A 25,884-nucleotide genomic window follows, 5' to 3' on the forward strand; every position below is an offset into this window, starting at 1 on the left:
ACTTTAACTTTTTTATACATTAAAATATAATACCGCTGTTTGTTGGTTTGGAGTTAAACCCTTATGTTGGTATTTTCATTTTCAGAGATTTAAATAATTTTGAATATTAGTAAAACCTAAACCATGATAATGAATTAAGGCTTCTTTAAGACTAGATTGTAATTTACTGATTTTATTTAAGTTACGATAACTAGCTTCAGGATTAATTGTTGTTTTAGTTACACATAAAGTAGAATTTGTTTGTTTTGCTACTAAAAAATATAATTTTTGCATATCAGAAGTAATAATTGAATTTTCGTTAATTAATTCTTTGTTCATATTTTCAATAACTCATTGTTTTTGTAAACGTTTGGTGTTTGTGGATTTAACATAAATATTGTTATTATTATCAATTGCCATTTGAATACAGCATTTAGTATTAGTTGCGAATGGGTCAAGGTGAATTCTTCGTGGATCAGTTTTATATTTGAAATTTCCTTTATGGATTTCTTTAATGAATGTTTCATCGATTTGGATTTTACCAGATAATTTTTTAAATTTTAATTGGGTATTTTCTAATTGTTTTGATTTCATTAATTTTTGACGATTATATCAAGCAGTTTTTAATGTAGTTTTAATAAAACGAGAAATTGTTTTACTAGATTGCCCCAGCAATGAAATTTGAATCAATAAATTTCATTGCTCATAATTTAAATGACTTCAATAAATAAAATGATTACGAAAAGCGTCAAAACTTGCACGGCAATTTTTACATAAATATTTTTGTTTTCCTTCTGAATTATGTCCATTTTTAACGCAATGGTAAGATTCACATTTAGGGCATTTAATACCGTGCGCTCTAAATTTTTGATCAATTTCATTTAAACGTTTTTGTTTTTTTATTAATTCTGCTTGTTGTTTGACTTTTTCATAAAATTCTAAAAATTGATCATCTGTTAAAGTATTTACTAGTTCTTGAATTATTTTTTCCATAATTATTATCCACCTCTATCATATTAAAAATATACCTAAAATTAAGTATATTCAATAAATATCAAGAGTTTTCGACAAAATTAAAAATAATTGCTTGTTTTTCCTTTTTTTCAATTTTCTTTGCTCTATTTTTTAATTGCTGATATTTTTTCATAAAAGTTTTATCATCAATATTATTTATTTCTTTTAAAATATCTTTTTCTTGCATATAAAATCACCTTTAAATTAAAAATAACCCATTTGCAGAAAAAAAATAAAGAGGTTATCAATACTTATCTTTAAAATTAGAATTTTTAGTAATTTTAAAAAACTTAAACTGATATCAAGTAATTTTCAACCAAAAAATACTTTAAAACATTTTCGTAATAAAACAAGTTCAGGATTACAAAAACTTGCTAAATCATTAATGTTTCCGATTGCTATTTTACCTATCGCAGCGATATTGAGTCGTGTGGGTGGATTAATGATGACTAAAGATTTTGGAATTACTGAGAATAGTGTTATTTGATATATTGGTTCAGTATTGCAGGTTATTGGTGGCAGTGCTTTTGATAATCTTTCTGTTCTTTTTGCTATTGGCGTGGCTTTTGGTTTTACTAAAGATAATCGTGGTGAAGCAGCTCTTATTGGTTTTTTGCTTATACAATATTAATTGGTCTAATGACGATATTACCAAAAATTGTTTATTCAACAATTTTATTAGATGTTAACTTAGAAAATAAATCAAAACTTTTATATCAACTTAAAGGAAATGAAGTTATTTATTCTATTGATATGGGGATTTTGAGTGGCATTATTGCTGGTATATTAGCAGCTACTTGTTATAATCGTTTTCAATCCATTAAGTTGCCAACTGCTTTGTCATTTTTTTCGGGAAGAAGATTTGTGCCATTAGTTGTTATTTTAGTTTCTTTACCAGTTGCTATTTTAGTGGCAATAATTTGACCTTGACTTCAGTTAGGACTTTTAAGTTTTGGACAAACTATTATTCCTAAAAAAGTTGACAATTCAACGCGTCATATTCAATGAGGGGTTGCTAGCGTTTATACAATGTTTAATAGAACATTAAATGCTAGTGGTTTAATGCGTGTTTTTAATATTTATTTTTTTTTTTTTTGACAACACCCTTTTGTTACTTCAGAGAATGGAACAGTTATTAATGGTGATATTCCTGCATTTCTTAGTAATGATTTAGTTGTTGATGCCGGATTATTTCAAAGTGGGTTTTTCCCCATTATGATGTTTGGATTACCTGCCCCGCTGCCTTGGCGATCATTAAATGTGCTCATCCTGACCAAAGAAAAAAAGTTATGGCATTATTACTTGGAGCTGCGTCCGTTTCATTTTTAACTGGGGTTACTGAACCATTAGAATTTAGTTTTATTTATGCAGCTCCAGTATTATTTTTTGTTCATATTGTCTTATCAGGAATTATTTCTGCAATTACTGTTGGTTTAGGAATTCGGATTGGCTTTGGGTTTTCTGCTGGTTTTATTGATTATGTTTTAAGTTTTTATCAATCAATGAAAATTGCTAAAATAACTTGGGAGTCAGGTTTTGCCCAAGTGCTGGCAAATCCGGCTTGAATATTACCAATTGGTATTCTAAGCGGGGGAGTTTATTACTTTTCTTTTAGTTATTTGATTAAGAAGTTTAATTATCAGACATTAGGTCGTGAGCAAACTATTAGTGAAACAAATAATTTTGATAACAGTTTACCACTGGTTTCTTATCAACTATTAGCGACAAAAATTTTGGATATTTTAGGTAAAGATAATATTATTAGTGTTGGTAATTGTGTCACAAGGGTGAGAATTGTTATTGAAAATGTTGATGATTGAAAGATTAAACAATTAGATAAAATCAAATTTAAAATAAGAGGGATTGCTAATAATAAACTTAATTCGAAAATGGTTTCAGACAAAGATTTGCAACTCATTGTTAGCAATGATGCCCAATTTATTGTTGATGAATTAGAAAAATTGCTTCAAGCATCAAAAGAGTTGTTGGCAACTAATTTTTAAAAATAGAAAATAGTTTTTATTTTAAAAGCATTAAAAGAAGGTAACTTGCGATTATTTGTTAGTGCTGTAAATAAAAAAGGTAGCGTTGCTACCTTTTTCTTTGTTAATTTTATTTATTAGACTTCTTGCAAAATTAATTTAAAATATAATTGAATTGTTGTTTTTAATAAAAAGGTGGAATTTAAATGAAATTTAAAAAAAATAATCAAATAAGTGATAAAAATTTTTTAAGATTAACTGGTATTAAACATACTACTTTTAATAAAATGCTAGAAATTTTAAAAATAGAAGAATTAAAAAAGAGATTTCGTCGCGGAAGAACCAATAAATTATCATTAGAAAATCGTATTTTAATGACTTTAGAATATTGAAGAGAATATAGAACTTATTTTCATATTGCAAAAAGTTATGATATTAGTGAAAGTAGTTGTTATAGAAATATCAAATGAATTGAAGACACTTTAATAAAACACCCTAATTTTCAACAACTTACTGGTCAAAAATCACTATTAAAAGATTATTTCAAAGATAAGACTGTTATAATTGATGTAACTGAAAGCCAAATCCAACGCCCAAAAAAAGACAAAAACAGCACTACTCAGGAAAAAAGAAAAAACACACAATAAAAACACAAGTTATAATTGAAAAAGATAGTAAAAAAATTATTAGTTCTGATTTTTCTTATGGTAAAAACCATGACTTTAAAATTTTAAAAGATTCAAAAATTAAATTTTTACCAGAAACAACTGTTTTAGTGGATTTAGGTTATCAAGGCATACAAAAAATTAATCATAATGTTTTAATTCCTAAAAGAAAATCAAAGAAAAACCCTTTAAATAAAGAAGAAAAGCAAAATAATGAGCGAATTTCAAAAATGAGAATTGTTATTGAAAATGTTTTTGCTATACTTAAAAAATTTAAAATTATTAGTGAAAAATATCGAAATCGTAGAAAAAGATTTGCTTTAAGATTTAATTTAATAGCTTCAATTTATAATTTACAACTATTAGTTTAAATATATTTGATAATTTAAAATTTCAGTCTTTTTTTATTGTAAATAATAATTTTTATTATGTTTTAATGACAAAATATTTGTAAAAATAATCTAAAAATTATTTTAATAACACTTTTATATTTATTTTAAATTTAAAAATTATAATTATCATATTAATTTTGCAAGAAGTCTATTGTTTAACAACAATAATTCCTACGGAGTTAACACCAGCATGACTGACAAAGCAGTTAGGGAGAAATGCTTTTTTGATTTTAAGTTCAGGGTGGGTGGTTATAATCTTGTTAATAATTGTGATGATTTTTTTATCACATTGTGATGTGAGAATTTCTAAGATATAATTTTCATTTTTAATAAATTCTTTAATTTTTGTGATTACGCTTTCAATAGCGTTGTTTAAGGTTCTAGCAATTCCACTTTTTTCTGATATTTCGCCAAATTTAATAATGACTTTAACGCGGATTAAACTTATTAGGGAAGCAACAACAGATTTGGCACGACCACCTTTAGAAAGTCGCGAGATATCTTCAGGGATAATGTAAATTAAACTATTTTTTTTTACTAGGGTTACCATTTTATTAATATCATTAATGTTGCCACCATTAGCTACAATTTCAGTAGCTTTAATTGCTAATGTACTATTAAATGTAGCAGCGCCGTTAGTATCAATAATATGAACGCGGTTTTTAAATTCATTTTCTTGTGATAACATATAGGCATTTTGGTATTGACCAGATAATCCTTTAGCAATCGGAATAAAGATAATTTCATCATTTCCTTCAGCTAATAGTTTTCGCCATAAGCTCATTAGTTGTCCTGGTGATGATTGACTAGTTTTAGTATATTCACCATTTTTAACACGAGCATAAAAATTAGATTTTTTAATATCACTAGTGGTATCTTCAATTTCAGTTCCATCTTCAAAACTTATTAATAAAGGAATGATATTAATATTTTTTTCTTTTAGCATTGTAAGGTCAAGGTTGCTAGATGAATCAACAATAATAGCAATTTTTTTATTTGTGTTGGACATTTTTTCTCCTTTACTTTATTCAATATACAAGTACAAATGTATTATATCCAGTGTGAGCAGCAATAACATTAGATATTAAACTCATATGCTTAATTGTAAATTTTTCTTTAGTAATGATTTTAATTACTTCTTCTTTTAATTCCATATCACATAATGAATGCATAATTGTTAATTCGCCAGCACTGTCATAGCGCTTTTTGATTTCTTTTAAAACTTCTTTAATTGCTTTTTTAAATGTTCTGGTTTTATCAAATTTATCAATAAAACCATTAAATTCTAGTATTGGTTTAATTTTCAATAAATTAGCTAGGGTAGCAGCAGCACTGCTAATTCTGCCACCACGAACCAATGTATCTAATTGATATGGAAGAATGAAGGCACAATATTTTGTTTTCTGTTCATCAATAAAACCTTGTAATTCATTAATAGGTCGTTCTTGTAAAAATAGTTTTGTGCGGTTAATCATTTCCTTATTAATATCGCCAACTGCTTCGCTATCAATTATATAGACTTTGTTTTTATAAGCATTATCTTTAGCTAGTAATATTGCACTTTGATATTGTCCTGATAGATGGGAAGAAATCGGAAAGAAAAGAATTTGCTCATATTCTTGTAGTAGTTCATCTCATTTTTCTTTTAAAATTCCTGGTGGCGTTTGACTAGTTTTAATTGGTTCAGTTTCCAAAATTTTATAAAATTTATCAATAGTAATTTCTTTATTATTGTCAGCAATAGTTTTATTGTTAACATTTATCATTAAAGGGACAAATGCCAGATTATGTTCTTTTGCTTGGTCTTCATCATAACCAGTTGCTGAGTCTACTAAGATAATGTATTGCTTCATTAATTTTACACCTCACAAAAATCTCTATTTTGTTTATTAATCAATTATAAACTTTGATATAATATTATTCAAGAAAAGAAATAGTAAAGGATAATTTGATGATAAGAATAGCAAAATTTGTAATCAAAAAAAGAAATTTTCTTAAAAACTATATTACAATATTTATTAAGTAGTAAAATTGATATATTAAAACTAATAATTATATAAGAGATTTGAGGCTATTTAAATGACAAAATTTAAATTTGATGTTCGTATTAAAGAAGGCTATTATAGTGCGATTTATTTTTTAAAAACCCAAAAAATTCTTAAAAAGTATTTTCCTAATAATATTGTTACGATGCAATTTTTTCAAAGACAAGATAATGTTATGCTTTGTGGTATTGATGAAGTTGTGGCCTTATTGAAAGAATTTGTAACACCATTAGAAAAAATATCTGTTTATGCTTTAAATGATGGTGATATTATTAAAGCTAATATTCCGGTTTTAAAAATAACCGGTCCTTATCATTTATTTGGTTATTTAGAAGGAATTATTGATGGCATTTTAGCAAGAAGAAGTAGTGTTGCTACTAATTGTAATGAGATTTTAAAAGTTAGTAATGATAAACCAATCATCTTTATGTTTGATCGTAATGATGACTATCTTAATCAACAAGGTGATGGTTATGCTGCATATATTGCTGGTATTAAATCACAAGTTACGAGAGCACAAACTGAATGATGAAATAATCAAGAAATATTGGTTGGGACAATGCCACACGCTTTAATTCATGGTTTTAATGGTGATATTATTAAATCTTTAGAAGCTTATAGTGAATTATTTCCTAATGATAAGTTAGTAGCATTAGTTGATTTTGATAATGATGTTATTAATACTAGTTTAAAAGTATGTCGTCATTTTCAAAATCGTCTTAGTGCTGTTCGCGTTGATACTAGCATTAGTTTAGTTGATAAATATTTTACTGTTAAAGAAAATCAAGAGAAATATTATAATGAAAATATTATGGGTATAAATCCAATTTTAATTAAGGCTTTAAGAAAAGCAATGGATGATGAAGGTTTTAATAATGTAAAAATTATTGTTAGTTCTGGATTTGATAAAGCGAAGATTAGTTGATTTGTTAGTGATAATACCCCCGTAGATTTTTATGGTGTGGGAGCGACTATTGGTAAGTTTGGTATTCATTTTACTGGTGATTTAGTGCAATTAAATAATAAAAATTTTGCTAAAGTTGGTCGTGAAAATATTGAAAATGATAAGTTAGTACAAAAAATCTAATTTTGATTATGTTATAATTTAAAAGAACGCATGCTTCTTTTAAAAGGAGGGTCATAATGAATACTAATGATTTTAAAATTAAATATGGATTAAATGGTCCATTATCAAAACTTTATGAAGAAAATAGTCATCAGCAAAAAATTGCAGAGTCAAAAATTGCTGAAAATCGTCGTAAACAAAGAAATTGAATGCAACAAAAACAAGTATATGGTTATGAACCAACAGAGATTATTTCACCAATTACAGGTTCTAATGCTAGTAAAGAAAATATTGCTAATGATAAACCAAAAGATTTTTCATTAGTAAATAATACTTATAGTATTAGACCACAATCATTAGTTAGAACAACAAAGACTTATATATAGTTCAATTGAAGAATATGTTAATGAGCATGTTCAGCAAGAAATTATTAATCGTAAAATTCAAAAATATCAAGATTTTTCAATATATGTTGAAGGAAGAAATATGACGAGAAATGTTAATCCAATTCCAATTGATTTTATTAATCGAAAAAGTGATAATAGTGTTAATTTAGCAACTAATGATGCCCATTATGATGATACTAGTTATATTCGGGCGCAAAGTTATGTTAATCGTTTTAATGATATTCATCAACGCGCTAGTAAATTTTATGATCAACAGCAAGTTACTGAAAAAATCGGAGCATTGTTAATTTAATTGATGAAAAACAAAAATAAGAGAAAGAATGGTAAGAAATGGAATTTTTAGAAGAATTGCAAGCCCGAGGACTTTTAAAACAAGTTACTCTCTCTCTCTTAATAGTGAAAAAATAAAACAGGCTAAGAATAGTAATGCTAGTGTTTATTGTGGTATTGATCCAACAGCAACATCATTGCATGTGGGACATTTATTGCAAATTGTTTTATTATATCGCTTTTCATTAGCGGGTTTTAAACCGCTTGCTGTTATTGGTGGGTGGTGCGACGGCAATGATTGGTGATCCGAGTTTTAAAGTTGAAGAAAGAAAATTATTAGATGCTAAAACAGTAAAATTAAATAGTGATGCGCTTGCTTTACAATTAGATAAATTATTAGATCATAATATTAAAGTTTTAAATAATGATGATTGAATATCAAAATTAAATTTAATTGATTATTTAAGAGATTTGGGGAAAGAGTTTACGATTAATTATATGCTTGATAAGGAATCAATTAAAACAAGACTTGCAACAGGAATTTCTTATACTGAATTTTCTTATATGCTTTTACAAGCATATGATTTTTGGTATTTATATAAGAATTATCAATGTTTAGTTCAAATTGGTGGTAGTGACCAATGAGGGAATATTACTGCTGGAATTGAATTGATTCGTAAAAAAGAACAAGATAATCATTTAGCAAGTGGTGGGTTAACGATTGAATTATTAACGCAAAGAATGGTGTTAAGTTTGGTAAAACGGAGCAAGGAACAATTTGGTTAGACGCTAATTTAACATCCCCATATATTTTGGACAGGCCCTAATTTTTTTTATATCGCTAAAGTTTTAAAAATTGAGTTTGTTGACCACATCATTATTAGCAAAAATAATTTTTATAGTATTCTATTACAAACTAAATTTGCCATATAAAAACTGCCATATTTATAATGGCAGTTTAAAAAGTTATTTTATTAGTTCTAAGGTTTTTTTTGATTACGACGCATCGCATTCATCACAGCTTTAATTTGTGATTCGGAAGGTTTTCTTCCCATTTGCATATACATTGCTCGAATCATTTTTTCATTAACCGGTGGATTATCTCTTAATTGCTTTTCAAACATCTTTTTAGATATTAAAAATGCTAATAACCCTCCTATTACTAAACCGCCAACAAGACCAATTAACAATCCTGCTCATCAAGGCATTTTATCTTTTCTCCTTTATATTATCTTTTTGTAATAATTGCTTAACTTGTAATGCAATATTATCAACAGTAAATCCTAATTCATTCATTATATCCTGCATTGGTGCTGATATTCCAAATCTATCAATACCAAAAGTTATCCCATTATCAACATATTTATGTCATCCTCAAGTTGAAGCCATTTCTAAACTTATCTTTTTAACAGTTTGTGGAAGCACTTCTAACTTATAAGTCACATCTTGACAATCAAAAACAGTTGTTGAAGGCATAGAAACAACACGAATAGTATTAATATTTTCTTTTTGTAATTGTTGCTGAACTTTTAATGCTAATTGCACTTCACTACCCGTAGCAATAATTATTAATTCTAATTGTGATTTTTCAGGACTAACAATATATCCGCCCTTTAATGCTTTATTAACATCACTAGAAATAATTTGCGGTAAATTTTGTCGTGAAACTAAAATGGCTGTTGGCTTATCTTTACTATTCAATGCACAAATATAACTAGCAATCGTTTCTTTCATATCACAAGGACGAAAAACATTTAAGTTAGGTAATGCTCTTAACATTGAAATTTGTTCTATCGGTTGATGGGTTGGTCCATCTTCACCAACAGCAATTGAATCGTGACTAAAAACAAAAATATTAGGAATTTCCATTAATGAAGCTAAACGGATTGCAGGTTTCATATAATCACTAAAAATTAAAAAAGTAGCGACAAAGGAGCGAACAGTTTTTTGTAATAGCATACCATTACTAATAGCACCCATCCCAAATTCACGAACACCAAACATAATATTACGACCTTGTAAATTATTAGATGCAAAGTATCCATCACTTCCTAAAACTTTTGTTGATGATGATAAATCAGCACTACCACCAATAAATAACGGCAATTTTTTACTAATAGTTTTTAATACCATTGATGAACAATCTCTTGTTGCCAAATCTTGTTCAATTAAAATATCTTGAAAGTCATCAGCAGTAAAATTATAGTTATGATACAAAGTATCATTAATTTCCTTATATTCAGTAACATATTTATTAGCATATTCAGTTCACATTTGATTTCAAATTTGTTGTTGTTGTTGGCCTCTTTGTGCAACTCTAACTTTAAAATCATTTTTTACATCATCAGGAACAAAAAATGGTTCATAATCTCACTTTAAATTTTCTTTTAACTTAATAATATCATTTCCTAAAGGGGCACCATGAACACTGCTAGTTCCTGCTTTTGAAGCCCCAACACCAATAATAGTTTTAATTTCAATTAAAGTTGGCTTTTCTGTTTCCGCTTTAGCTTGTGTTATTGCTTGACTAGTTGCTTTAAAGTCACTACCCGCAGTAACTAAAATATAATTTCAATTAGCACTTAAAAACCGCTGTTTTGTATTTTCACTTTGTGATAAACTTACGGGACCATCTAATTGAATATCATTAGAGTCATATAAAACAATTAAATTACTTAATTTTAAATGACCTGCTAAACTAATTGCTTCTTGACTTATACCTTCTTGTAAATCACCATCACTACAAATAATATAAGTATGATAGTCAAAAATATTAAAATCAGGTTTATTATATTTATGTGCCAGAAAAGTTCTTACTAAATCACAACCAACGCCCATTGCTAATCCTTGCCCTAATGGTCCCGTTGTTGCTTCAACACCAGGTGTTAAGTTTCTTTCTGGATGTCCAGGAGTAATTGAATCCAATTGCCGAAAATTTTTAACTTCATCAATACTAATATCATAACCACTTAAATGTAATAACGCATACAATAATGCTGACCCATGTCCAGCTGATAAAATAAACCGATCACGATTAATTCATTGGGGATCTTGCGGATTACAATATAAATGTTCACTAAATAGTGCATAACTCATTGGTGCTGCCCCTAAAACAATTCCCGGATGCCCTGAATTAGCTTGATTGACAGCTTCAACACCTAACATCTTAATAGTATTAATTGACTGCTCACGATTATAATTATCGTTTTCATTTTGAAATTGGTTTTGTGACATATTATTCCTCCTTGTTACTTTTCACCATACTTATTTTAATATATTTTCCATAAAATACCTATATTTTACTATTGGTCGCGTTTAGTTTTCTTAGGTATTGCTTTGAAGAAGTAAAACAATCAGCTAATTATATTATTTAATTACTAAACTAACCCTGCCTTTCTTGTTATTGTCATTTTTATTCGCTATGATTTTATCATATTATTGAATTTTTACACATAAAAATTATTTTTTATTTTATCAAGAGTTTTCGACAAAATTAAAAAAATAATTTATGTTAAAAAAATGATAAAATAAACTTAATAGGAGGTAGGTAATATTGAATAATAGAAGAAAAATAGTTTTAGTTGGTTGTGGAGCAGTAGGCTCATCATTCCTGTATTCTTGCATTAATACTGGTTTAGCATCAGAATATGTTTTAATTGATGCTTTTCAAGATGTTGCCCACGGTAATAGATTAGACTTTGAAGATACTTTAGCATGACAAGAAAGACCCTTTCATAAAGTAACAAACGGTTCATATCTTGATTGTAAAGATGCTGATATTATTGTTATTACTGCTGGTCGTCCGCAAAAACCGGATGAAACAAGACTAGATTTAGTAGTTGATAATGCTAAAATAATTAGTAATATTATGAAAGAAATTAAAAATTCTGGATTTAGTGGTATTATAATTATTGCTTCTAATCCTGTTGATGTATTAACCTTCGTTGCTCAAAAAATTAGTGGTTTTGCTACAAATCGTATTTTTGGATCAGGAACAATTCTTGATTCTTCACGATTAATGTTTGCTTTAGGAGAACATTTTAAAATTTCACCAACATCGGTGACCGCATATATTGCTGGTGAACACGGTGATTCATCCGTTGCATTATATTCCAAAGCAATTGTTGGTGCTGAAAATTTAATGACTTTAAAGAAAAACCAGTTGATTAATGATGAAACATTAAAATCAATTCATAAATTGGTTATTCAAAAAGCTTATGAAATAATTAAATTAAAAAAAGCTACTCATTATGGAATTGGTGTTTGTTTAGCAAGAATTGTTAAAGCAGTTTTAAATGATGAACAAGTGATTTTACCTGTGGGTGCTTATTTAAACGGTGAATATCACCAAAAAGATATTTATACAGGTATTCCTGCAGTCATAGGAAGTAATGGCATTGAAAGAGTAGTACAATTGGATATTAGTGAACAAGAACAAGACCAATTTAATAGTTCTTGTGATGCTTTAAGAAAAGTTATTACTGTGGCTATTGAAGCTATTAATTAGTAAGGAAGATATATTTTTAAGGAGTATAATGGTGGTAATGCCTAAAAACTTAGAAAATGTTGTAGAAATCTTTGATGGTAATGCTGATTTAGTGGCATCAGCATTAAGCGAAGGAAAAACAATTATTATGGCTGTTAAGAAAGGACCATTAGCAAATAAATCAATTGAAACTGGTTATTCAGAATTTTTTGATGCACAAGTAGAATTTAAAGAAGATAAAGAAAATGCGGGTACTTGTGCTTGTGGTGAACCAGCTGATTGCTTAGTTTATATGTGAAGAGAGAATAAATAGAATTTTTAAAAGCATAAGACTGCAAAAATTACAAATTACGATTTAGTTTTTTCTATTATTTATTAATTTTATTGCAAAAATAACAAATTTAAAAGAAGTTAAAATCGGGCGCATAAAGTTTTGTTAGGTAGGTAAAGATTTGAATAAGTATTAAGACAGTCGGCAATGATTGTCTTTTTATTTTATAGGGTGTTAAAAATTTGTTCTTTGAAAATTAAATACAAGTGAATTAATAATGTTGGTATGTGTTAAAGCACGATAAATTGTGGGTGGTCGCCACCACACAACCAAAAGAAAAGTTTACCAGTTTTAATGGACGCGTAAAGTTTTGTTAGGTGGAAAAATATTTGATTAATTTTGAAAGAAAAGTAACTACAATTTAATTATCGTTTTATTTGAAAAATAAGTAATAAAACAAAATATTTAATATTAACAAACATAATCTTAATAAAAGGTTATAAAAACTAAGTAAAATGCTTATAAAAACAACATTAAAATAATTTTTTATTTTAATTTTGTCGAAAACTCTTGATAAAATAAAAAAAATCATCAACTTGATAATTTTAAAAGGCTTTTATGTAAAATTACTATTTTTACTTTAACTTTTTTATACATTAAAATATAATACCGCTGTTTGTTGGTTTGGAGTTAAACCCTTATGTTGGTATTTTCATTTTCAGAGATTTAAATAATTTTGAATATTAGTAAAACCTAAACCATGATAATGAATTAAGGCTTCTTTAAGACTAGATTGTAATTTACTGATTTTATTTAAGTTACGATAACTAGCTTCAGGATTAATTGTTGTTTTAGTTACACATAAAGTAGAATTTGTTTGTTTTGCTACTAAAAAATATAATTTTTGCATATCAGAAGTAATAATTGAATTTTCGTTAATTAATTCTTTGTTCATATTTTCAATAACTCATTGTTTTTGTAAACGTTTGGTGTTTGTGAATTTAACATAAATATTGTTATTATTATCAATTGCCATTTGAATACAGCATTTAGTATTAGTTGCGAATGGGTCAAGGTGAATTCTTCGTGGATCAGTTTTATATTTGAAATTTCCTTTATGGATTTCTTTAATAAATGTTTCATCGATTTGGATTTTACCAGATAATTTTTTAAATTTTAATTGGGTATTTTCTAATTGTTTTGATTTCATTAATTTTTGACGATTATATCAAGCAGTTTTTAATGTAGTTTTAATAAAACGAGAAATTGTTTTACTAGATTGCCCCAGCAATGAAATTTGAATCAATAAATTTCATTGTTCATAATTTAAATGACTTCAATAAATAAAATGATTACGAAAAGCGTCAAAACTTGCACGGCAATTTTTACATAAATATTTTTGTTTTCCTTCTGAATTATGTCCATTTTTAACGCAATGGTAAGATTCACATTTAGGGCATTTAATACCTTGCGCTCTAAATTTTTGATCAATTTCATTTAAACGTTTTTGTTTTTTTATTAATTCTGCTTGTTGTTTGACTTTTTCATAAAATTCTAAAAATTGATCATCTGTTAAAGTATTTACTAGTTCTTGAATTATTTTTTCCATAATTATTATCCACCTCTATCATATTAAAAATATACCTAAAATTAAGTATATTCAATAAATATCAAGAGTTTTCGACAAAATTAAAAAATTATTCTCTGCTTAGGTGCATAATCAATGTGTTATAATAATAAAAGCAATATTTTAAAATAAAATTATATTAAATTAGAGGAGAAAAAAATAGTTATGGCAACAATAAAAGTTTTTGCATTGGGGGGACTTGATGAACGCGGAAAAAATATGTATGTGGTGGAAGTTAACCATGATATATTTATTTTTGATGCTGGTAGTAAAATCCCTGAACGAGAAGCATTAGGAATTGATACTGTTATTCCCGATTTTTCTTATTTAAAAGAAAATGTTAATCGGATTAAAGGATTATTTATTTCTAAACCATCAGAGGAATGTTTTGGAGCAATAACATATCTTTTAAAGGATATTAAAATTTCTATTTATGCTAGTAAATTAACAATCTTTTTAATTAAACAAAAACTGTACAAGTTTAAGGTATGACATAGTGAAAATGAATTAATTGAAATTAAAGAAAAGGATATGTTATCTTTTGGTGATAATGAAATTGAAGTTTTTAATACGACAACTTGTATTCCAGGAAGTTTTGGCTTTGCTTTAAAGACTGTTGATGGCACTATTGTTTATACGGGTGATTATATTTTTGATAGTGAAGAACGCAGTAATTTTGCTACAGATATGGCACACTTAGCAAAAATTGCTAGTAATAAAATTTTATTATTGATGAGTGATTCTGGTTATGCTAGTCGTAATGATTATACGGCACCTAATCATAAATGTAAGAAGTTAGTGGAATCAACTTTTAAGGCAGCCAAGTCTAAAATTATTATTGCTTGTCATGAACAGGATTTATATAAAATAAGTGAAATTTTGGAGTTGGTTAGTGAAACTAATCGTGATTCCATCGTTATGGGGGGCACATTAAAATCAATTTTAGAAGAATTTAAGTCAGGAACTTATTTGCAATTTAATAAAATTAAGTTTAGAAATTTAACTAGTGATGCTATTAATGATAATTCAGTAATTTTTGTTACAGGTAGTGGTGAGCGACTTTATACAAGATTATATAAAATTATTAGTGGCGATGATGAGCATTTAGAAATAGAAAAGTCAGATACTGTGATTTTAGCAACGCCACCGATTCCTGGTTATGAATTAAAACATGCGAGAATATTGGATGAATTGGCAAGAACTGATGCTCGTTTTATGGCGTTATCCGATAAAAAAGTATGAGATATGAATGCTTCATATGAAGATATTAAGATGATGATTGGAATTATGAAACCAAAATTTTTTATGCCAATTAAAGGATTACATAAAAATTTTGTTAGTGCGCAAAATAGTGCTCAAGAAGCAGGAATTCTAATTAATAATATTTTAATTAAGGATAGTGGTCAAATTTTAGAGTTTATTAATGGTAAATTGGGACCATCACCAGTTTCTTTAAAATGTAATAATATTTATGTTGATGGTCTCGGGGTTGGCGATATTGGTGCTGTTGTTTTAAATGAAAGAAAGCAATTAGCTCGTGATGGAGTTTTAATTAGTGGAATTACATTAAATCGTCGTAGTAAAGAGATTGTTTCTTTAGTTGATGTGCAAATGCGTGGGGTTGTTTTTATTCAAGATGATGAGGAATTAACTAATAAAATGCAAGCTAAAGTTCGTACCATTGTTGAAGAACATCAAAAAAAATCAGAGTTTGATGGTACAACAGTTAAAAATCAAATCCGTAGTGAGTTGCAAGAGTTATGTCGTCAAGAAACAGGTAAAAATCCGATGGTTTTAGCAATAATTAATGAGATAAATTAACTATTACTTAAAAAATATGAGGAGATAAAAGGATGGATAGCAATAAAATAAGTAGTGATTTTGTCGAGTTTGAAAATAATCCTCGCAATGCTACAAAATATGAACAAGAACAACAAGCGAAATCCAAAATTATTCAGTTAAAGAAGAAAATTCGGCGTAGTGATAAAATTGGTGGGAAAATATGAGCTTTGTTCATTATTTTTGCTAGTATTTTGGCGCTTGCTCGTTTAACGGTTATTGGTCAATTTTTAGATGATGTTTTTTTCAATTTTCTTTTTGGATGATTTAAATACATTATCTATTTTGTTATTTTAGTAGTTAGTTTTGCAATTTTTGGTGGTATTCAAATTAAAATTAAGAAACGAGTTCAAGTAATGATAATATTACTTGTTTTAGCTATTTGTTGATTTGTGAATGATATTGTATTATTGATTAGTTATAATCGTTCTTCTATTAACGCAGAACAAAGTTGGTTTTCGCAAGTTATTAGTGCTTATACGGATAATTGACTACAAAATTCTCTTTTTATGCAACGATTAGATATTAAGAAATTTTTTCATATTAATGGTTCATATTTTATTCCTTTTGCTGGTGGCGGTTTTATTGGAATGTTGTTTTCAGCAGTATTTGGTTATTTAACAACAATTGTTTCTTTAATATGTAGTTTTGTTTTTTTAACAACAATTATTCTTTGAATTTTAACAGGAAATCCTTGATATCTTTATCAATGAAAAGTTAATAAGAAACATAATAGTTTACATATTGTTAGTTTTATGGCTAATAAGAATGTTAAAAATAAGAAAAATGCTGAGAAGAAATATCAACAATATTTTGAAACTGTTAATGTTAAAAATATTAATGGTAATGATCGGCAAGTTTTACATACAACAAAAAATTCTGATATTACGATTAAATTACCATCGGTTGATTTGCATCATTCATTAATCAATGAAGATTTATTATTTGATGATATTTATAGTAATAAAAATTATCACCATATTGATAATTGAGATTCGAAGTTAACACCAAAAATTAATCTTAATGAGAAGGTAATTAAAGAACAAGAGTATCATCAACAAGCATTTTCTCGTGATGATTTTGGTTATGATCAAACATCATTAATGGAATTAGATGTGGTGCGCAAAGATTTTGCTGCTAATAGTTATTTAACACCTTTTAATAAAGAACAACCGCCAATTCAAAAAGAACAGATAAAATCTTATCCAACTAGTTCATCAGCATTAGATGAGGTATTTTCAGCTATTGATCAATCCGATAATCAAACAAAACAAGCAGTTGTTATTAGTGATAATTTGTCTCCAGAATTTATTGAAGAGATTAATCCTTTGGATAATAAAGTTTCTTCTTCAATAATACCAAGTAATTATTTTCCTTCAATAATTAATCCTAATTATCAATTGCCACCAGTTAGTCTTTTAACAAAACCAATAATTAGTGTTAATCGTGATTTAAATATTAAAACTGCAAAAAATAATGTTGAAAAAATTCATCGTCTTTTTAAACATTTTAATATTGAAGCGCGAGTTACTAATATTAATATTGGGCCGGCAGTAACTAAGTTTGAAATTGAACTAGGAATGGGCGTTAAGGTAAGTAAGATTACTTCGTTAGAAAATGATATTAAGTTAGCTTTAGCGTCAAAAGATATTCGTTTAGAAGCACCAATTCATGGCAAGTCAGCAGTGGGCATTGAAATTCCAAATATTTCACCAGCATTAGTTACGATTCGTGAAGTGATGGAAAATGTTCCCCTTAATAAGAAAGATAGTAAATTATTAATTGCCATTGGTAAAAATGTAATGGGAAAAATTTTATTTGCGGAATTAGATAAGATGCCACATTTACTAATTGCGGATGCTACTGGTAGTGGAAAATCAATTTGTATTAATAGTATTATTGCTTCTTTAATTCTTCGGGTTAAACCGCATGAAGTAAAATTTTTGTTAATTGATCCAAAACGCGTTGAATTATCGGTATACAATAATTTGCCACATTTATTAGTACCCGTAATTACTGATTTAAGAAAAGCCAATCGTGCTTTAAAACAAATTATTAGTGAAATGGAACGAAGATATATTATTTTTTCTAATATTGGCGTGCGAAATATTGCTAGTTATAATCAAAAGGTGGCAATTGAAGAAATGTTACCATATATTGTGATAATTATTGATGAGCTTGCTGATTTAATGGTTGTTGCGGGAAAAGAAGTTGAAGAAAGTATTATGCGAATAACGCAAATGGCACGAGCTTCAGGAATTCATTTAATTATTGCAACGCAAAGACCATCAACAGATATTATTACTGGTGTTATAAAAAATAATATTCCATCCAGAATTGCTTTTGCTGTTAGTTCTTCAATTGATTCTAGAACAATTTTAGATAGTATGGGAGCTGAAAAGTTAATTGGTAGTGGGGGGGGTGGTGATATGTTATTTGCTCCTTATGGTCAAATAACACCAACTAGAGCTCAGGGGGTATATATTAATGACGAAGACATCAGTGCGTTAATTAAATTTATTTCTCAGCAACAAAAACCGCAGTTTAATGAACAATTCCATGAATCCACACAAAGGATGAATACTAGTCATATTATTACAGGTGAAGATGATGAATTGTATGATGAGATTTGTGATTTTGTTATTGCCAATAAAAAGGCATCAGCTTCATTAATTCAACGAAGATTTGGTGTTGATTATAATCGGGCAGCAAGATTAATTGATAGTTTAGAAGCTAATGGTATTGTTGGACCGCAAAACAACGGGTCCGGGTCCAAACCTCGTGAAGTTTTGATTATGAATAAAGAGTAGGAATTTTGATAATGGTGTGAGTTAAACCCCTTGTTTTACAATCAAAAATTAAAAATTTACCACAAAGTTCGGGATGTTATCAGTTTTATAATGAAGCGCGACAATTAATTTATGTTGGTAAAGCAAAAAATATTCAACAGCGGGTAAATAATTATTTTAATAAAGTACATAATTTTAAAACTACTAAATTAGTTCGTGAAATTGTTGATGTGGATTATATTTTAACAATTAATGAAAAAGAAGCATTATTGTTAGAACATAATTTAATTAAAGATAAGCGTCCCCGATATAATATTTTATTAAATGATGATAAAACCTATCCTTATATTAAAATTACTGATGAAAATAATCCTGAATATCGTTTTGTTCGTAAAGTTCAAAAAGATAATGGTAAGTATTATGGTCCTTTTCCTGATGGCACGGGAGCAAGGGAAGTTTTAAAGATATTGCAACAATTATTTCCTTTGCGAAGATGTAAAGGAAGTTTAGGAACGCCGTGCTTATATTATCATTTGCAATTATGTTCAGGTGCTTGTTTTAAAAAGGTTCCTGAGGAATATTATGCCTTGATGAAAAAGAAAATTAATGATTTTTTTCAAGGAAAAAATCAAGATATTAAAAATAAGATTACTGAGCGAATGCAACAAGCAGCGATTAATTTACAATATGAAGAAGCGCAAAGATTAAAAAATGTTTTAGATAAGTTACAATTATTTATTTCTCATCAGTTTGTTCAATTTCCTGATTTTCGTAATCGTGATTTTATTGGTTATGCTATTAAAGATCATAAATTATCAATAACAGCATTATTTTATCGTAATGGACAATTGCTTTCTAAAGATGAGCAAATTTTTACTTTATTTAATGATGATTTAACTGATGCAATGAGAAATTATTTACAACAGTTATATATTAACAATACTGTTCCCCAAGAATTATATGTGGCAAATATTGTTTTAGATGATTTGGCAGAAGCATTAAATATTAAAATTATTAATAAGCTTACTAAAAAAATGCAAGAAATTATTTCTTTAGCTACTAAGAATGCTCAAGAATTATTAAAGCAACAACTTGTTGATTCCTATCAAATTAAATATCGTTATTATGAGATTGTTGAACAATTAGGAAAGCTTTTAAAAATCGCAACACCACAATATATTGAAATTATGGATATTGCCAATTTAGGACATGATAATGTTATTGGTGGGGTTATTGTTTATCAAAATGGTCAAGCAATTAAAAAACTGTTTCGTCGTTATAAAATTCAAATTGAACAACAAGGGGACTATCATTATTTACAAAATTTAGTTTATCGTCGTTATTGAAAAAAATTAATGAATCACGAACCAATGCCGGAATTAATTATTGTTGATGGTGGTAAATTACAAATTGATAGTGTGCAGTTGCAATTAGAAAATTTAAATATTACTTTACCAGTTGTCGGACTTGTTAAGAATAGTCGTCACAAAACGGATTATTTATTAGATAATAAAGGTTATCGGTTAGATATTGCTAAAAAGAGTGCTTTATTTCATTGATTAACTAAAGTTCAAGAAGAGGTACATAATTATACAATTTCATTTCATCGTCAACAACGAACTAATTCTTTATTTGTTAATTCGTTAAAAAAAGTTAAAGGATTAGGTGAGTTAACTATTAAAAAGTTATATCAACAGTTTGAAACATTAACAAAAATGAAAACAGTTTCATTTGCGGAATTAAATGCTATTATTAAAAATAAAACAACAACAAAAGAGTTAATTGCTTATTTAAAAGATAATTAATTTAGAAATCTTATTCGTTAAATCGAAAAATTTATTACTAATTTGATGCTAAAATGCTTATATAAAAATATAAGCATTTTTATTTTTAATAAAATAGAAGGAGGTTTTAATTTTGTTAGGTGGAAAAATATTTGATTAATTTTGAAAGAAAAGTAACTACAATTTAATTATCGTTTTATTTGAAAAATAAGTAATAAAACAAAATATTTAATATTAACAAACATAATCTCAATAAAATTCTATAGAAACTAAGTAAAATGCTTATAAAAACAACATTAAAATAATTTTTTATTTTAATTTTGTCGAAAACTCTTGATAAAATAAAAAAAATCATACATAAGAAATATATACTTAATTTGCATATTGAAATAATTTATAGTAAATGATTATTTTTTCTTTTTTAAAAAAATACCTAAGAAAACTAAACGCGACCAGGAAAACAAAAATATTTATGTAAAAATTGCCGTGCAAGTTTTGACGCTTTTCGTAATCATTTTATTTATTGAAGTCATTTAAATTATGAACAATGAAATTTATTGATTCAAATTTCATTGCTGGGGCAATCTAGTAAAACAATTTCTCGTTTTATTAAAACTACATTAAAAACTGCTTGATATAATCGTCAAAAATTAATGAAATCAAAACAATTAGAAAATACCCAATTAAAATTTAAAAAATTATCTGATAAAATCCAAATCGATGAAACATTTATTAAAGAAATCCATAAAGGAAATTTCAAATATAAAACTGATCCACGAAGAATTCACCTTGACCCATTCGCAACTAATACTAAATGCTGTATTCAAATGGCAATTGATAATAATAACAATATTTATGTTAAATCCACAAACACCAAACGTTTACAAAAACAATGAGTTATTGAAAATATGAACAAAGAATTAATTAACGAAAATTCAATTATTACTTCTGATATGCAAAAATTATATTTTTTAGTAGCAAAACAAACAAATTCTACTTTATGTGTAACTAAAACAACAATTAATCCTGAAGCTAGTTATCGTAACTTAAATAAAATCAGTAAATTACAATCTAGTCTTAAAGAAACCTTAATTCATTATCATGGTTTAGGTTTTACTAATATTCAAAATTATTTAAATCTCTGAAAATGAAAATACCAACATAAGGGTTTAACTTCAAACCAACAAACAGCGGTATTATATTTTAATGTATAAAAAAGTTAAAGTAAAAATAGTAATTTTACATAAAAGCCTTTTAAAATTATCAAGTTGATGATTTTTTTATTTTATCAAGAGTTTTCGACAAAATTAAAAAATTTTTTTAATTTTAATAATACAAAATATGGTATGATGAAATCAATTAAGAGAAGCATAGTCTAATAATTGTGTGTGATTTACAAAATTTTATAGATTTATCATTGAGAATTATATTTTTTTATTATATATTTAAAAAATAAGTTAATACCATTTATTTATTAGAATAATGCATAACTAATAAATAAAATAACTTAGGATGACTTACCTATTAGCATTGAAAAATAGTCAGTTTTTAAATATTTTTAGAAGCTATAGCAGTTTGGGAATGTGTTCTGCAATAAAAAAAAGATTAAGGTTTAAACTTTATAAAGTTTAAACCTTTTTTAAAACAAAAATGGGGGATTTAAATCATTGAATAAGAATGATAAAAAAATAACTTCAATAAAGAATATGAAACTAACAAATTTTTATGTTCTAATCTTAAAAAATAGAAAAATGCTCTGCCAATAAAATTTTAGCAGAGCATTTTTTGTGTTATTTTTTATTACTAAATTGTTTTTCTTGTCCAGTAAAAATTCGATAAATATTTTGATAGTGTCGTAAAATAACAATTAAAACAATCAAACCAACAATTAATTGGGTTCAATAATTAGGCAATAAGTAAGAAAAAAATAACTCAGAATGATTAATTCACATATTTACAGGCAAATTGTTTATTTGTGTAATTCAGGAGCAACAAAAAATAGATATGGCACATATTAATGAAGCAATAGAAACAATGCGAATAGTTAGAAATATTGTTCATCATACAATAGTTGCAATAATGAAATAAATTGGATTAAGAAAAAGTGTAAAACCTAAAAAGGGTCCAACACCTTTACCACCTTTAAATTTATGATAAATTGGCAAACAATGTCCGAAAACAGCAAAAACAGCACTAATATAAACTGAGCTTTCACTAAGAGTAAAGGTTGGTGAATTAATTAGTGATGGTAATTTTACAATTGCTAAAACAAGACCAATTTTTAAACCATCTAAAATAAGAATAATTAAACCAAATTTGGTTCCCATAATTCTGGCAGCATTAGTAGCTCCCGCATTTTTGGAATAATGATTACGGACATCAGTTTTAAAATAATATTTACTAATAAGAATTGCTGGTGATAGTGAACCAACTAAATAACCAATAACACATCCCAAGGTTGTCATAATGATTGATGCAGTACTCATTATAATAATCATCTCTTTTCTAATATTAATTATTTAATATTATATCATATATAAGGTAATTTTATTATATTATTGTTTTTTTAATTTTGTCGAAAACTCTTGATATTTATTGAATATACTTAATTTTAGGTATATTTTTAATATGATAGAGGTGGATAATAATTATGGAAAAAATAATTCAAGAACTAGTAAATACTTTAACAGATGATCAATTTTTAGAATTTTATGAAAAAGTCAAACAACAAGCAGAATTAATAAAAAAACAAAAACGTTTAAATGAAATTGATCAAAAATTTAGAGCGCACGGTATTATAAATGCCCTAAATGTGAATCTTACCATTGCGTTAAAAATGGGACTGTACAATTAACTGTGTCTCTAAGTAATTAACTTAAATTCACTCTGTCCTCAAATTTTATCATTAAATGTGAAATTGCACTACCCCAATTTTGAATTGGCATCGTTCATTTCTTAACCATATTTTGAAATGCTAAATAAAATATTTTAAAAACTGATGCATCATTAGGAAAAATCTTTTTATTCTTAATGACTTTTCTTAGTTGACTATTAACAGATTCAATCGCATTAGTTGTGTAAATAATCCTTCTAAATTCTTGAGGATATTCAAGAAAAATTATTAAATTATTTCAGTTATTTTTTCATGATTTAGTAATTTGTGGATACTTTTTATTTCATTTTTCTGAAAAATGATCTAAAGCAACTAGCGCTATTTCTTCATTAATTGCTGTATAAATTGATTTTAAATCATTAGCTACAAGTTTGCGATCTTTGTAAGGGACAAATTTTAAACTATTACGAATTTGATGAACGATGCATAATTGGTGCTGTGTTTTTGGGAACACAGCTTCTATTGCATCAGACATTCCAGTTAAATTATCGCTACAAGCAACAAGAATATCTTGTAAGCCACGATTTTTCATTTCCGTAAGAGGGAGATTATTAAGTCAAAATTTGGCTCCCTCATTCTCGCTAATTCACATTCCTAAAATATCTTTTAAACCATCTAAATTAATTCCTAAGGCAAGATAAACTGCTTTATTTATTATTCGTTTATCTTGCTTTACTTTAACAACAATACAATCAAAATAAACAATCGGATAAATCTTCTCTAAAGGTTTAGTTTGTCACATTTTAACTTCTTCAATAACATCATCAGTTATTTGACTAATTAAACTTTCTGAAATTTCTGCTCCGTGATAGAATTCTTGCAATTGTGCTTTGATATCAGAAATTGTCATTCCTCTTGCATATAAAGAAATTACTTTTTGATCAAAGTTATCAAATCTTCTTTGTCTTTTCGGAATAATTACTGGTTCAAAAGTACTATTTCGATCTCTTGGTACATCAATTGCGATTGAACCATTTTTAGTAATAATGGTTTTTTGTGTGTTGCCATTTCTTTTATTATGATTCTCATCAGTTTCAAGATGATCTTTAATTTCCGTATTTAACATTCGTTCAGTTAATTTTTTGGTAAATTCCTGAAAAATAGTATTGCCTTTAAATAAATCTTGTGGATTATCAATATTTTCTAAAAAATAATCAACAACTTTATCAGTTGTATCAGGTTCTTTTTTTATTTTTTTTTGTCATTTTCTGTTCTCCTTCGTTTAAGTATAATTCAGAATGAATTATCGAGACACAGAATTTTGGACAGGCCCTTAAAAAAAATGGACATAATTCAGAAGGAAAACAAAAATATTTATGTAAAAATTGCCGTGCAAGTTTTGACGCTTTTCGTAATCATTTTATTTATTAGACTTCTTGCAAAATTAATATGATAATTATAATTTTTAAATTTAAAATAAATATAAAAGTGTTATTAAAATAATTTTTAGATTATTTTTACAAATATTTTGTCATTAAAACATAATAAAAATTATTATTTACAATAAAAAAAGACTGAAATTTTAAATTATCAAATATATTTAAACTAATAGTTGTAAATTATAAATTGAAGCTATTAAATTAAATCTTAAAGCAAATCTTTTTCTACGATTTCGATATTTTTCACTAATAATTTTAAATTTTTTAAGTATAGCAAAAACATTTTCAATAACAATTCTCATTTTTGAAATTCGCTCATTATTTTGCTTTTCTTCTTTATTTAAAGGGTTTTTCTTTGATTTTCTTTTAGGAATTAAAACATTATGATTAATTTTTTGTATGCCTTGATAACCTAAATCCACTAAAACAGTTGTTTCTGGTAAAAATTTAATTTTTGAATCTTTTAAAATTTTAAAGTCATGGTTTTTACCATAAGAAAAATCAGAACTAATAATTTTTTTACTATCTTTTTCAATTATAACTTGTGTTTTTATTGTGTGTTTTTTCTTTTTTCCTGAGTAGTGCTGTTTTTGTCTTTTTTTGGGCGTTGGATTTGGCTTTCAGTTACATCAATTATAACAGTCTTATCTTTGAAATAATCTTTTAATAGTGATTTTTGACCAGTAAGTTGTTGAAAATTAGGGTGTTTTATTAAAGTGTCTTCAATTCATTTGATATTTCTATAACAACTACTTTCACTAATATCATAACTTTTTGCAATATGAAAATAAGTTCTATATTCTCTTCAATATTCTAAAGTCATTAAAATACGATTTTCTAATGATAATTTATTGGTTCTTCCGCGACGAAATCTCTTTTTTAATTCTTCTATTTTTAAAATTTCTAGCATTTTATTAAAAGTAGTATGTTTAATACCAGTTAATCTTAAAAAATTTTTATCACTTATTTGATTATTTTTTTTAAATTTCATTTAAA

The 25,884-nt window shown here is 26.7% G+C and carries 29 protein-coding genes; 18 read left to right on the top strand and 11 right to left on the bottom strand.

Features of this window, described 5'->3' with window-relative positions; genetic code table 4:
- Positions 1–12: 12 nt before the first annotated feature.
- Positions 13–939 (bottom strand): transposase, encoded by a 927-nt coding sequence (locus AAHM82_RS03785; RefSeq protein WP_425289054.1) that lies wholly within the window; start codon positions 937–939, stop codon positions 13–15.
- On the bottom strand, positions 839–1,180 hold the full coding sequence (locus tag AAHM82_RS13140) for a hypothetical protein (RefSeq protein ID WP_425288994.1): 342 nt from the start codon (positions 1,178–1,180) through the stop codon (positions 839–841). Before AAHM82_RS13140 ends, AAHM82_RS03785 begins: the two co-directional genes overlap by 101 nt.
- Before the next feature lie 198 nt (positions 1,181–1,378).
- On the opposite strand from AAHM82_RS13140, the gene AAHM82_RS03790 reads away from it, so the two are divergent.
- The 5 genes from AAHM82_RS03790 to AAHM82_RS13150 all read left to right on the top strand — a co-directional run bounded on the left by AAHM82_RS03790 (position 1,379) and on the right by AAHM82_RS13150 (position 4,011).
- A complete protein-coding gene (locus AAHM82_RS03790; RefSeq protein ID WP_342264569.1) occupies positions 1,379–1,624 on the top strand; it encodes a PTS transporter subunit EIIC in 246 nt (81 codons plus the stop codon).
- Between the two features lie 8 nt (positions 1,625–1,632).
- Positions 1,633–2,322, top strand: a complete 690-nt coding sequence (locus AAHM82_RS03795; protein WP_342264570.1) for a PTS transporter subunit EIIC — start codon at positions 1,633–1,635, stop codon at positions 2,320–2,322.
- A complete protein-coding gene (locus AAHM82_RS03800; RefSeq protein WP_342264571.1) occupies positions 2,283–2,996 on the top strand; it encodes a PTS transporter subunit EIIC in 714 nt (237 codons plus the stop codon). The genes AAHM82_RS03795 and AAHM82_RS03800 overlap by 40 nt, the downstream gene beginning before the upstream one ends.
- A 185-nt stretch (positions 2,997–3,181) precedes the next feature.
- On the top strand, positions 3,182–3,622 hold the full coding sequence (locus AAHM82_RS13145; protein ID WP_342263396.1) for a transposase family protein: 441 nt from the start codon (positions 3,182–3,184) through the stop codon (positions 3,620–3,622).
- Positions 3,619–4,011 (top strand): transposase family protein, encoded by a 393-nt coding sequence (locus AAHM82_RS13150; protein WP_342264845.1) that lies wholly within the window; start codon positions 3,619–3,621, stop codon positions 4,009–4,011. The genes AAHM82_RS13145 and AAHM82_RS13150 overlap by 4 nt, the downstream gene beginning before the upstream one ends.
- Before the next feature lie 169 nt (positions 4,012–4,180).
- On the opposite strand, the gene AAHM82_RS03810 is transcribed toward AAHM82_RS13150, so the two are convergent.
- Both AAHM82_RS03810 and AAHM82_RS03815 read right to left on the bottom strand, forming a co-directional pair.
- Positions 4,181–5,041, bottom strand: coding sequence for a DegV family protein (locus AAHM82_RS03810; RefSeq protein ID WP_342264572.1), 861 nt, complete (start codon positions 5,039–5,041; stop codon positions 4,181–4,183).
- 10 nt (positions 5,042–5,051) lie between these two features.
- Positions 5,052–5,885, bottom strand: a complete 834-nt coding sequence (locus tag AAHM82_RS03815; RefSeq protein ID WP_342264573.1) for a DegV family protein — start codon at positions 5,883–5,885, stop codon at positions 5,052–5,054.
- A 226-nt stretch (positions 5,886–6,111) separates the two neighbouring features.
- On the opposite strand from AAHM82_RS03815, the gene AAHM82_RS03820 reads away from it, so the two are divergent.
- The 5 genes from AAHM82_RS03820 to tyrS all read left to right on the top strand — a co-directional run bounded on the left by AAHM82_RS03820 (position 6,112) and on the right by tyrS (position 8,606).
- Positions 6,112–7,164, top strand: coding sequence for a nicotinate phosphoribosyltransferase (locus tag AAHM82_RS03820; protein WP_342264574.1), 1,053 nt, complete (start codon positions 6,112–6,114; stop codon positions 7,162–7,164).
- A gap of 56 nt (positions 7,165–7,220) precedes the next feature.
- Positions 7,221–7,529, top strand: coding sequence for a hypothetical protein (locus AAHM82_RS03825; RefSeq protein ID WP_342264575.1), 309 nt, complete (start codon positions 7,221–7,223; stop codon positions 7,527–7,529).
- A 100-nt stretch (positions 7,530–7,629) separates the two neighbouring features.
- Positions 7,630–7,842, top strand: a complete 213-nt coding sequence (locus AAHM82_RS03830) for a hypothetical protein (RefSeq protein WP_342264576.1) — start codon at positions 7,630–7,632, stop codon at positions 7,840–7,842.
- A 28-nt stretch (positions 7,843–7,870) separates the two neighbouring features.
- The gene (locus AAHM82_RS03835) at positions 7,871–8,137 is read left to right on the top strand and encodes a hypothetical protein (RefSeq protein ID WP_342264577.1); all 267 of its coding nucleotides are present in this window, start codon (positions 7,871–7,873) and stop codon (positions 8,135–8,137) included.
- Positions 8,115–8,606, top strand: a complete 492-nt coding sequence (gene tyrS / locus AAHM82_RS03840) for a tyrosine--tRNA ligase (protein ID WP_342264578.1) — start codon at positions 8,115–8,117, stop codon at positions 8,604–8,606. The genes AAHM82_RS03835 and tyrS overlap by 23 nt, the downstream gene beginning before the upstream one ends.
- A 194-nt stretch (positions 8,607–8,800) precedes the next feature.
- Here the strand turns inward: tyrS and AAHM82_RS03845 are convergent, their stop codons facing one another.
- Together AAHM82_RS03845 and tkt are read right to left on the bottom strand one after the other, a co-directional pair.
- Entirely contained in the window at positions 8,801–9,028 is a 228-nt protein-coding gene (locus tag AAHM82_RS03845) for a YneF family protein (RefSeq protein ID WP_338967972.1), read from the bottom strand.
- 1 nt (position 9,029) lies between these two features.
- Positions 9,030–11,054: a transketolase gene (gene tkt / locus AAHM82_RS03850; RefSeq protein WP_342264579.1), complete on the bottom strand. Its 2,025-nt coding sequence runs from the start codon at positions 11,052–11,054 to the stop codon at positions 9,030–9,032.
- Between the two features lie 316 nt (positions 11,055–11,370).
- On the opposite strand from tkt, the gene AAHM82_RS03855 reads away from it, so the two are divergent.
- Positions 11,371–12,327, top strand: coding sequence for an L-lactate dehydrogenase (locus AAHM82_RS03855; RefSeq protein ID WP_425289055.1), 957 nt, complete (start codon positions 11,371–11,373; stop codon positions 12,325–12,327).
- Between the two features lie 37 nt (positions 12,328–12,364).
- Entirely contained in the window at positions 12,365–12,619 is a 255-nt protein-coding gene (locus AAHM82_RS03860) for a hypothetical protein (protein WP_342264581.1), read from the top strand.
- 607 nt (positions 12,620–13,226) lie between these two features.
- Here AAHM82_RS03860 and AAHM82_RS03865 read toward each other — a convergent pair.
- Positions 13,227–14,186 (bottom strand): IS1/IS1595 family N-terminal zinc-binding domain-containing protein, encoded by a 960-nt coding sequence (locus AAHM82_RS03865; RefSeq protein ID WP_342264582.1) that lies wholly within the window; start codon positions 14,184–14,186, stop codon positions 13,227–13,229.
- Between the two features lie 183 nt (positions 14,187–14,369).
- Here AAHM82_RS03865 and AAHM82_RS03870 point away from each other — a divergent pair, with 183 nt between their 5' ends.
- The 4 genes from AAHM82_RS03870 (at position 14,370) to AAHM82_RS03885 (ending at position 21,830) form a co-directional block, all read left to right on the top strand.
- On the top strand, positions 14,370–16,025 hold the full coding sequence (locus AAHM82_RS03870; protein WP_342264583.1) for a ribonuclease J: 1,656 nt from the start codon (positions 14,370–14,372) through the stop codon (positions 16,023–16,025).
- Positions 16,026–16,057: 32 nt separating this feature from the next.
- Positions 16,058–18,853 (top strand): DNA translocase FtsK, encoded by a 2,796-nt coding sequence (locus tag AAHM82_RS03875; RefSeq protein ID WP_342264584.1) that lies wholly within the window; start codon positions 16,058–16,060, stop codon positions 18,851–18,853.
- A gap of 11 nt (positions 18,854–18,864) precedes the next feature.
- A complete protein-coding gene (gene uvrC / locus AAHM82_RS03880; protein ID WP_342264585.1) occupies positions 18,865–20,637 on the top strand; it encodes an excinuclease ABC subunit UvrC in 1,773 nt (590 codons plus the stop codon).
- Positions 20,638–21,173: 536 nt separating this feature from the next.
- Complete coding sequence (locus AAHM82_RS03885) at positions 21,174–21,830, top strand: transposase (protein ID WP_342264586.1); 657 nt, start codon at positions 21,174–21,176, stop codon at positions 21,828–21,830.
- A gap of 576 nt (positions 21,831–22,406) precedes the next feature.
- Here the strand turns inward: AAHM82_RS03885 and plsY are convergent.
- Positions 22,407–23,102 carry a glycerol-3-phosphate 1-O-acyltransferase PlsY gene (plsY, locus tag AAHM82_RS03890; RefSeq protein ID WP_342264587.1) on the bottom strand — a complete coding sequence of 232 codons (696 nt, stop codon included), beginning with the start codon at positions 23,100–23,102 and terminating at the stop codon, positions 22,407–22,409.
- Between the two features lie 164 nt (positions 23,103–23,266).
- Here plsY and AAHM82_RS03895 point away from each other — a divergent pair, with 164 nt between their 5' ends.
- The gene (locus AAHM82_RS03895) at positions 23,267–23,470 is read left to right on the top strand and encodes a hypothetical protein (protein ID WP_342264588.1); all 204 of its coding nucleotides are present in this window, start codon (positions 23,267–23,269) and stop codon (positions 23,468–23,470) included.
- Positions 23,471–23,486: 16 nt separating this feature from the next.
- Here AAHM82_RS03895 and AAHM82_RS03900 read toward each other — a convergent pair whose 3' ends face one another.
- Entirely contained in the window at positions 23,487–24,701 is a 1,215-nt protein-coding gene (locus AAHM82_RS03900; RefSeq protein WP_342264909.1) for an IS256 family transposase, read from the bottom strand.
- Between AAHM82_RS03900 and AAHM82_RS03905 the strand changes: the two genes are divergently transcribed.
- Positions 24,635–24,880, top strand: a complete 246-nt coding sequence (locus AAHM82_RS03905) for an IS1/IS1595 family N-terminal zinc-binding domain-containing protein (protein WP_342264589.1) — start codon at positions 24,635–24,637, stop codon at positions 24,878–24,880. The genes AAHM82_RS03900 and AAHM82_RS03905 overlap by 67 nt on opposite strands.
- 169 nt (positions 24,881–25,049) lie before the next feature.
- On the opposite strand, the gene AAHM82_RS13155 is transcribed toward AAHM82_RS03905, so the two are convergent.
- A complete protein-coding gene (locus tag AAHM82_RS13155; RefSeq protein ID WP_342264845.1) occupies positions 25,050–25,442 on the bottom strand; it encodes a transposase family protein in 393 nt (130 codons plus the stop codon).
- Complete coding sequence (locus AAHM82_RS13160) at positions 25,439–25,879, bottom strand: transposase family protein (RefSeq protein ID WP_342263396.1); 441 nt, start codon at positions 25,877–25,879, stop codon at positions 25,439–25,441. Before AAHM82_RS13160 ends, AAHM82_RS13155 begins: the two co-directional genes overlap by 4 nt.
- Between the last annotated feature and the right edge of the window lie 5 nt (positions 25,880–25,884).

It is taken from the genome of Spiroplasma endosymbiont of Clivina fossor (assembly GCF_964031115.1).
Lineage (GTDB): Bacteria > Bacillota_I > Bacilli_A > Mycoplasmatales > Nriv7 > Nriv7.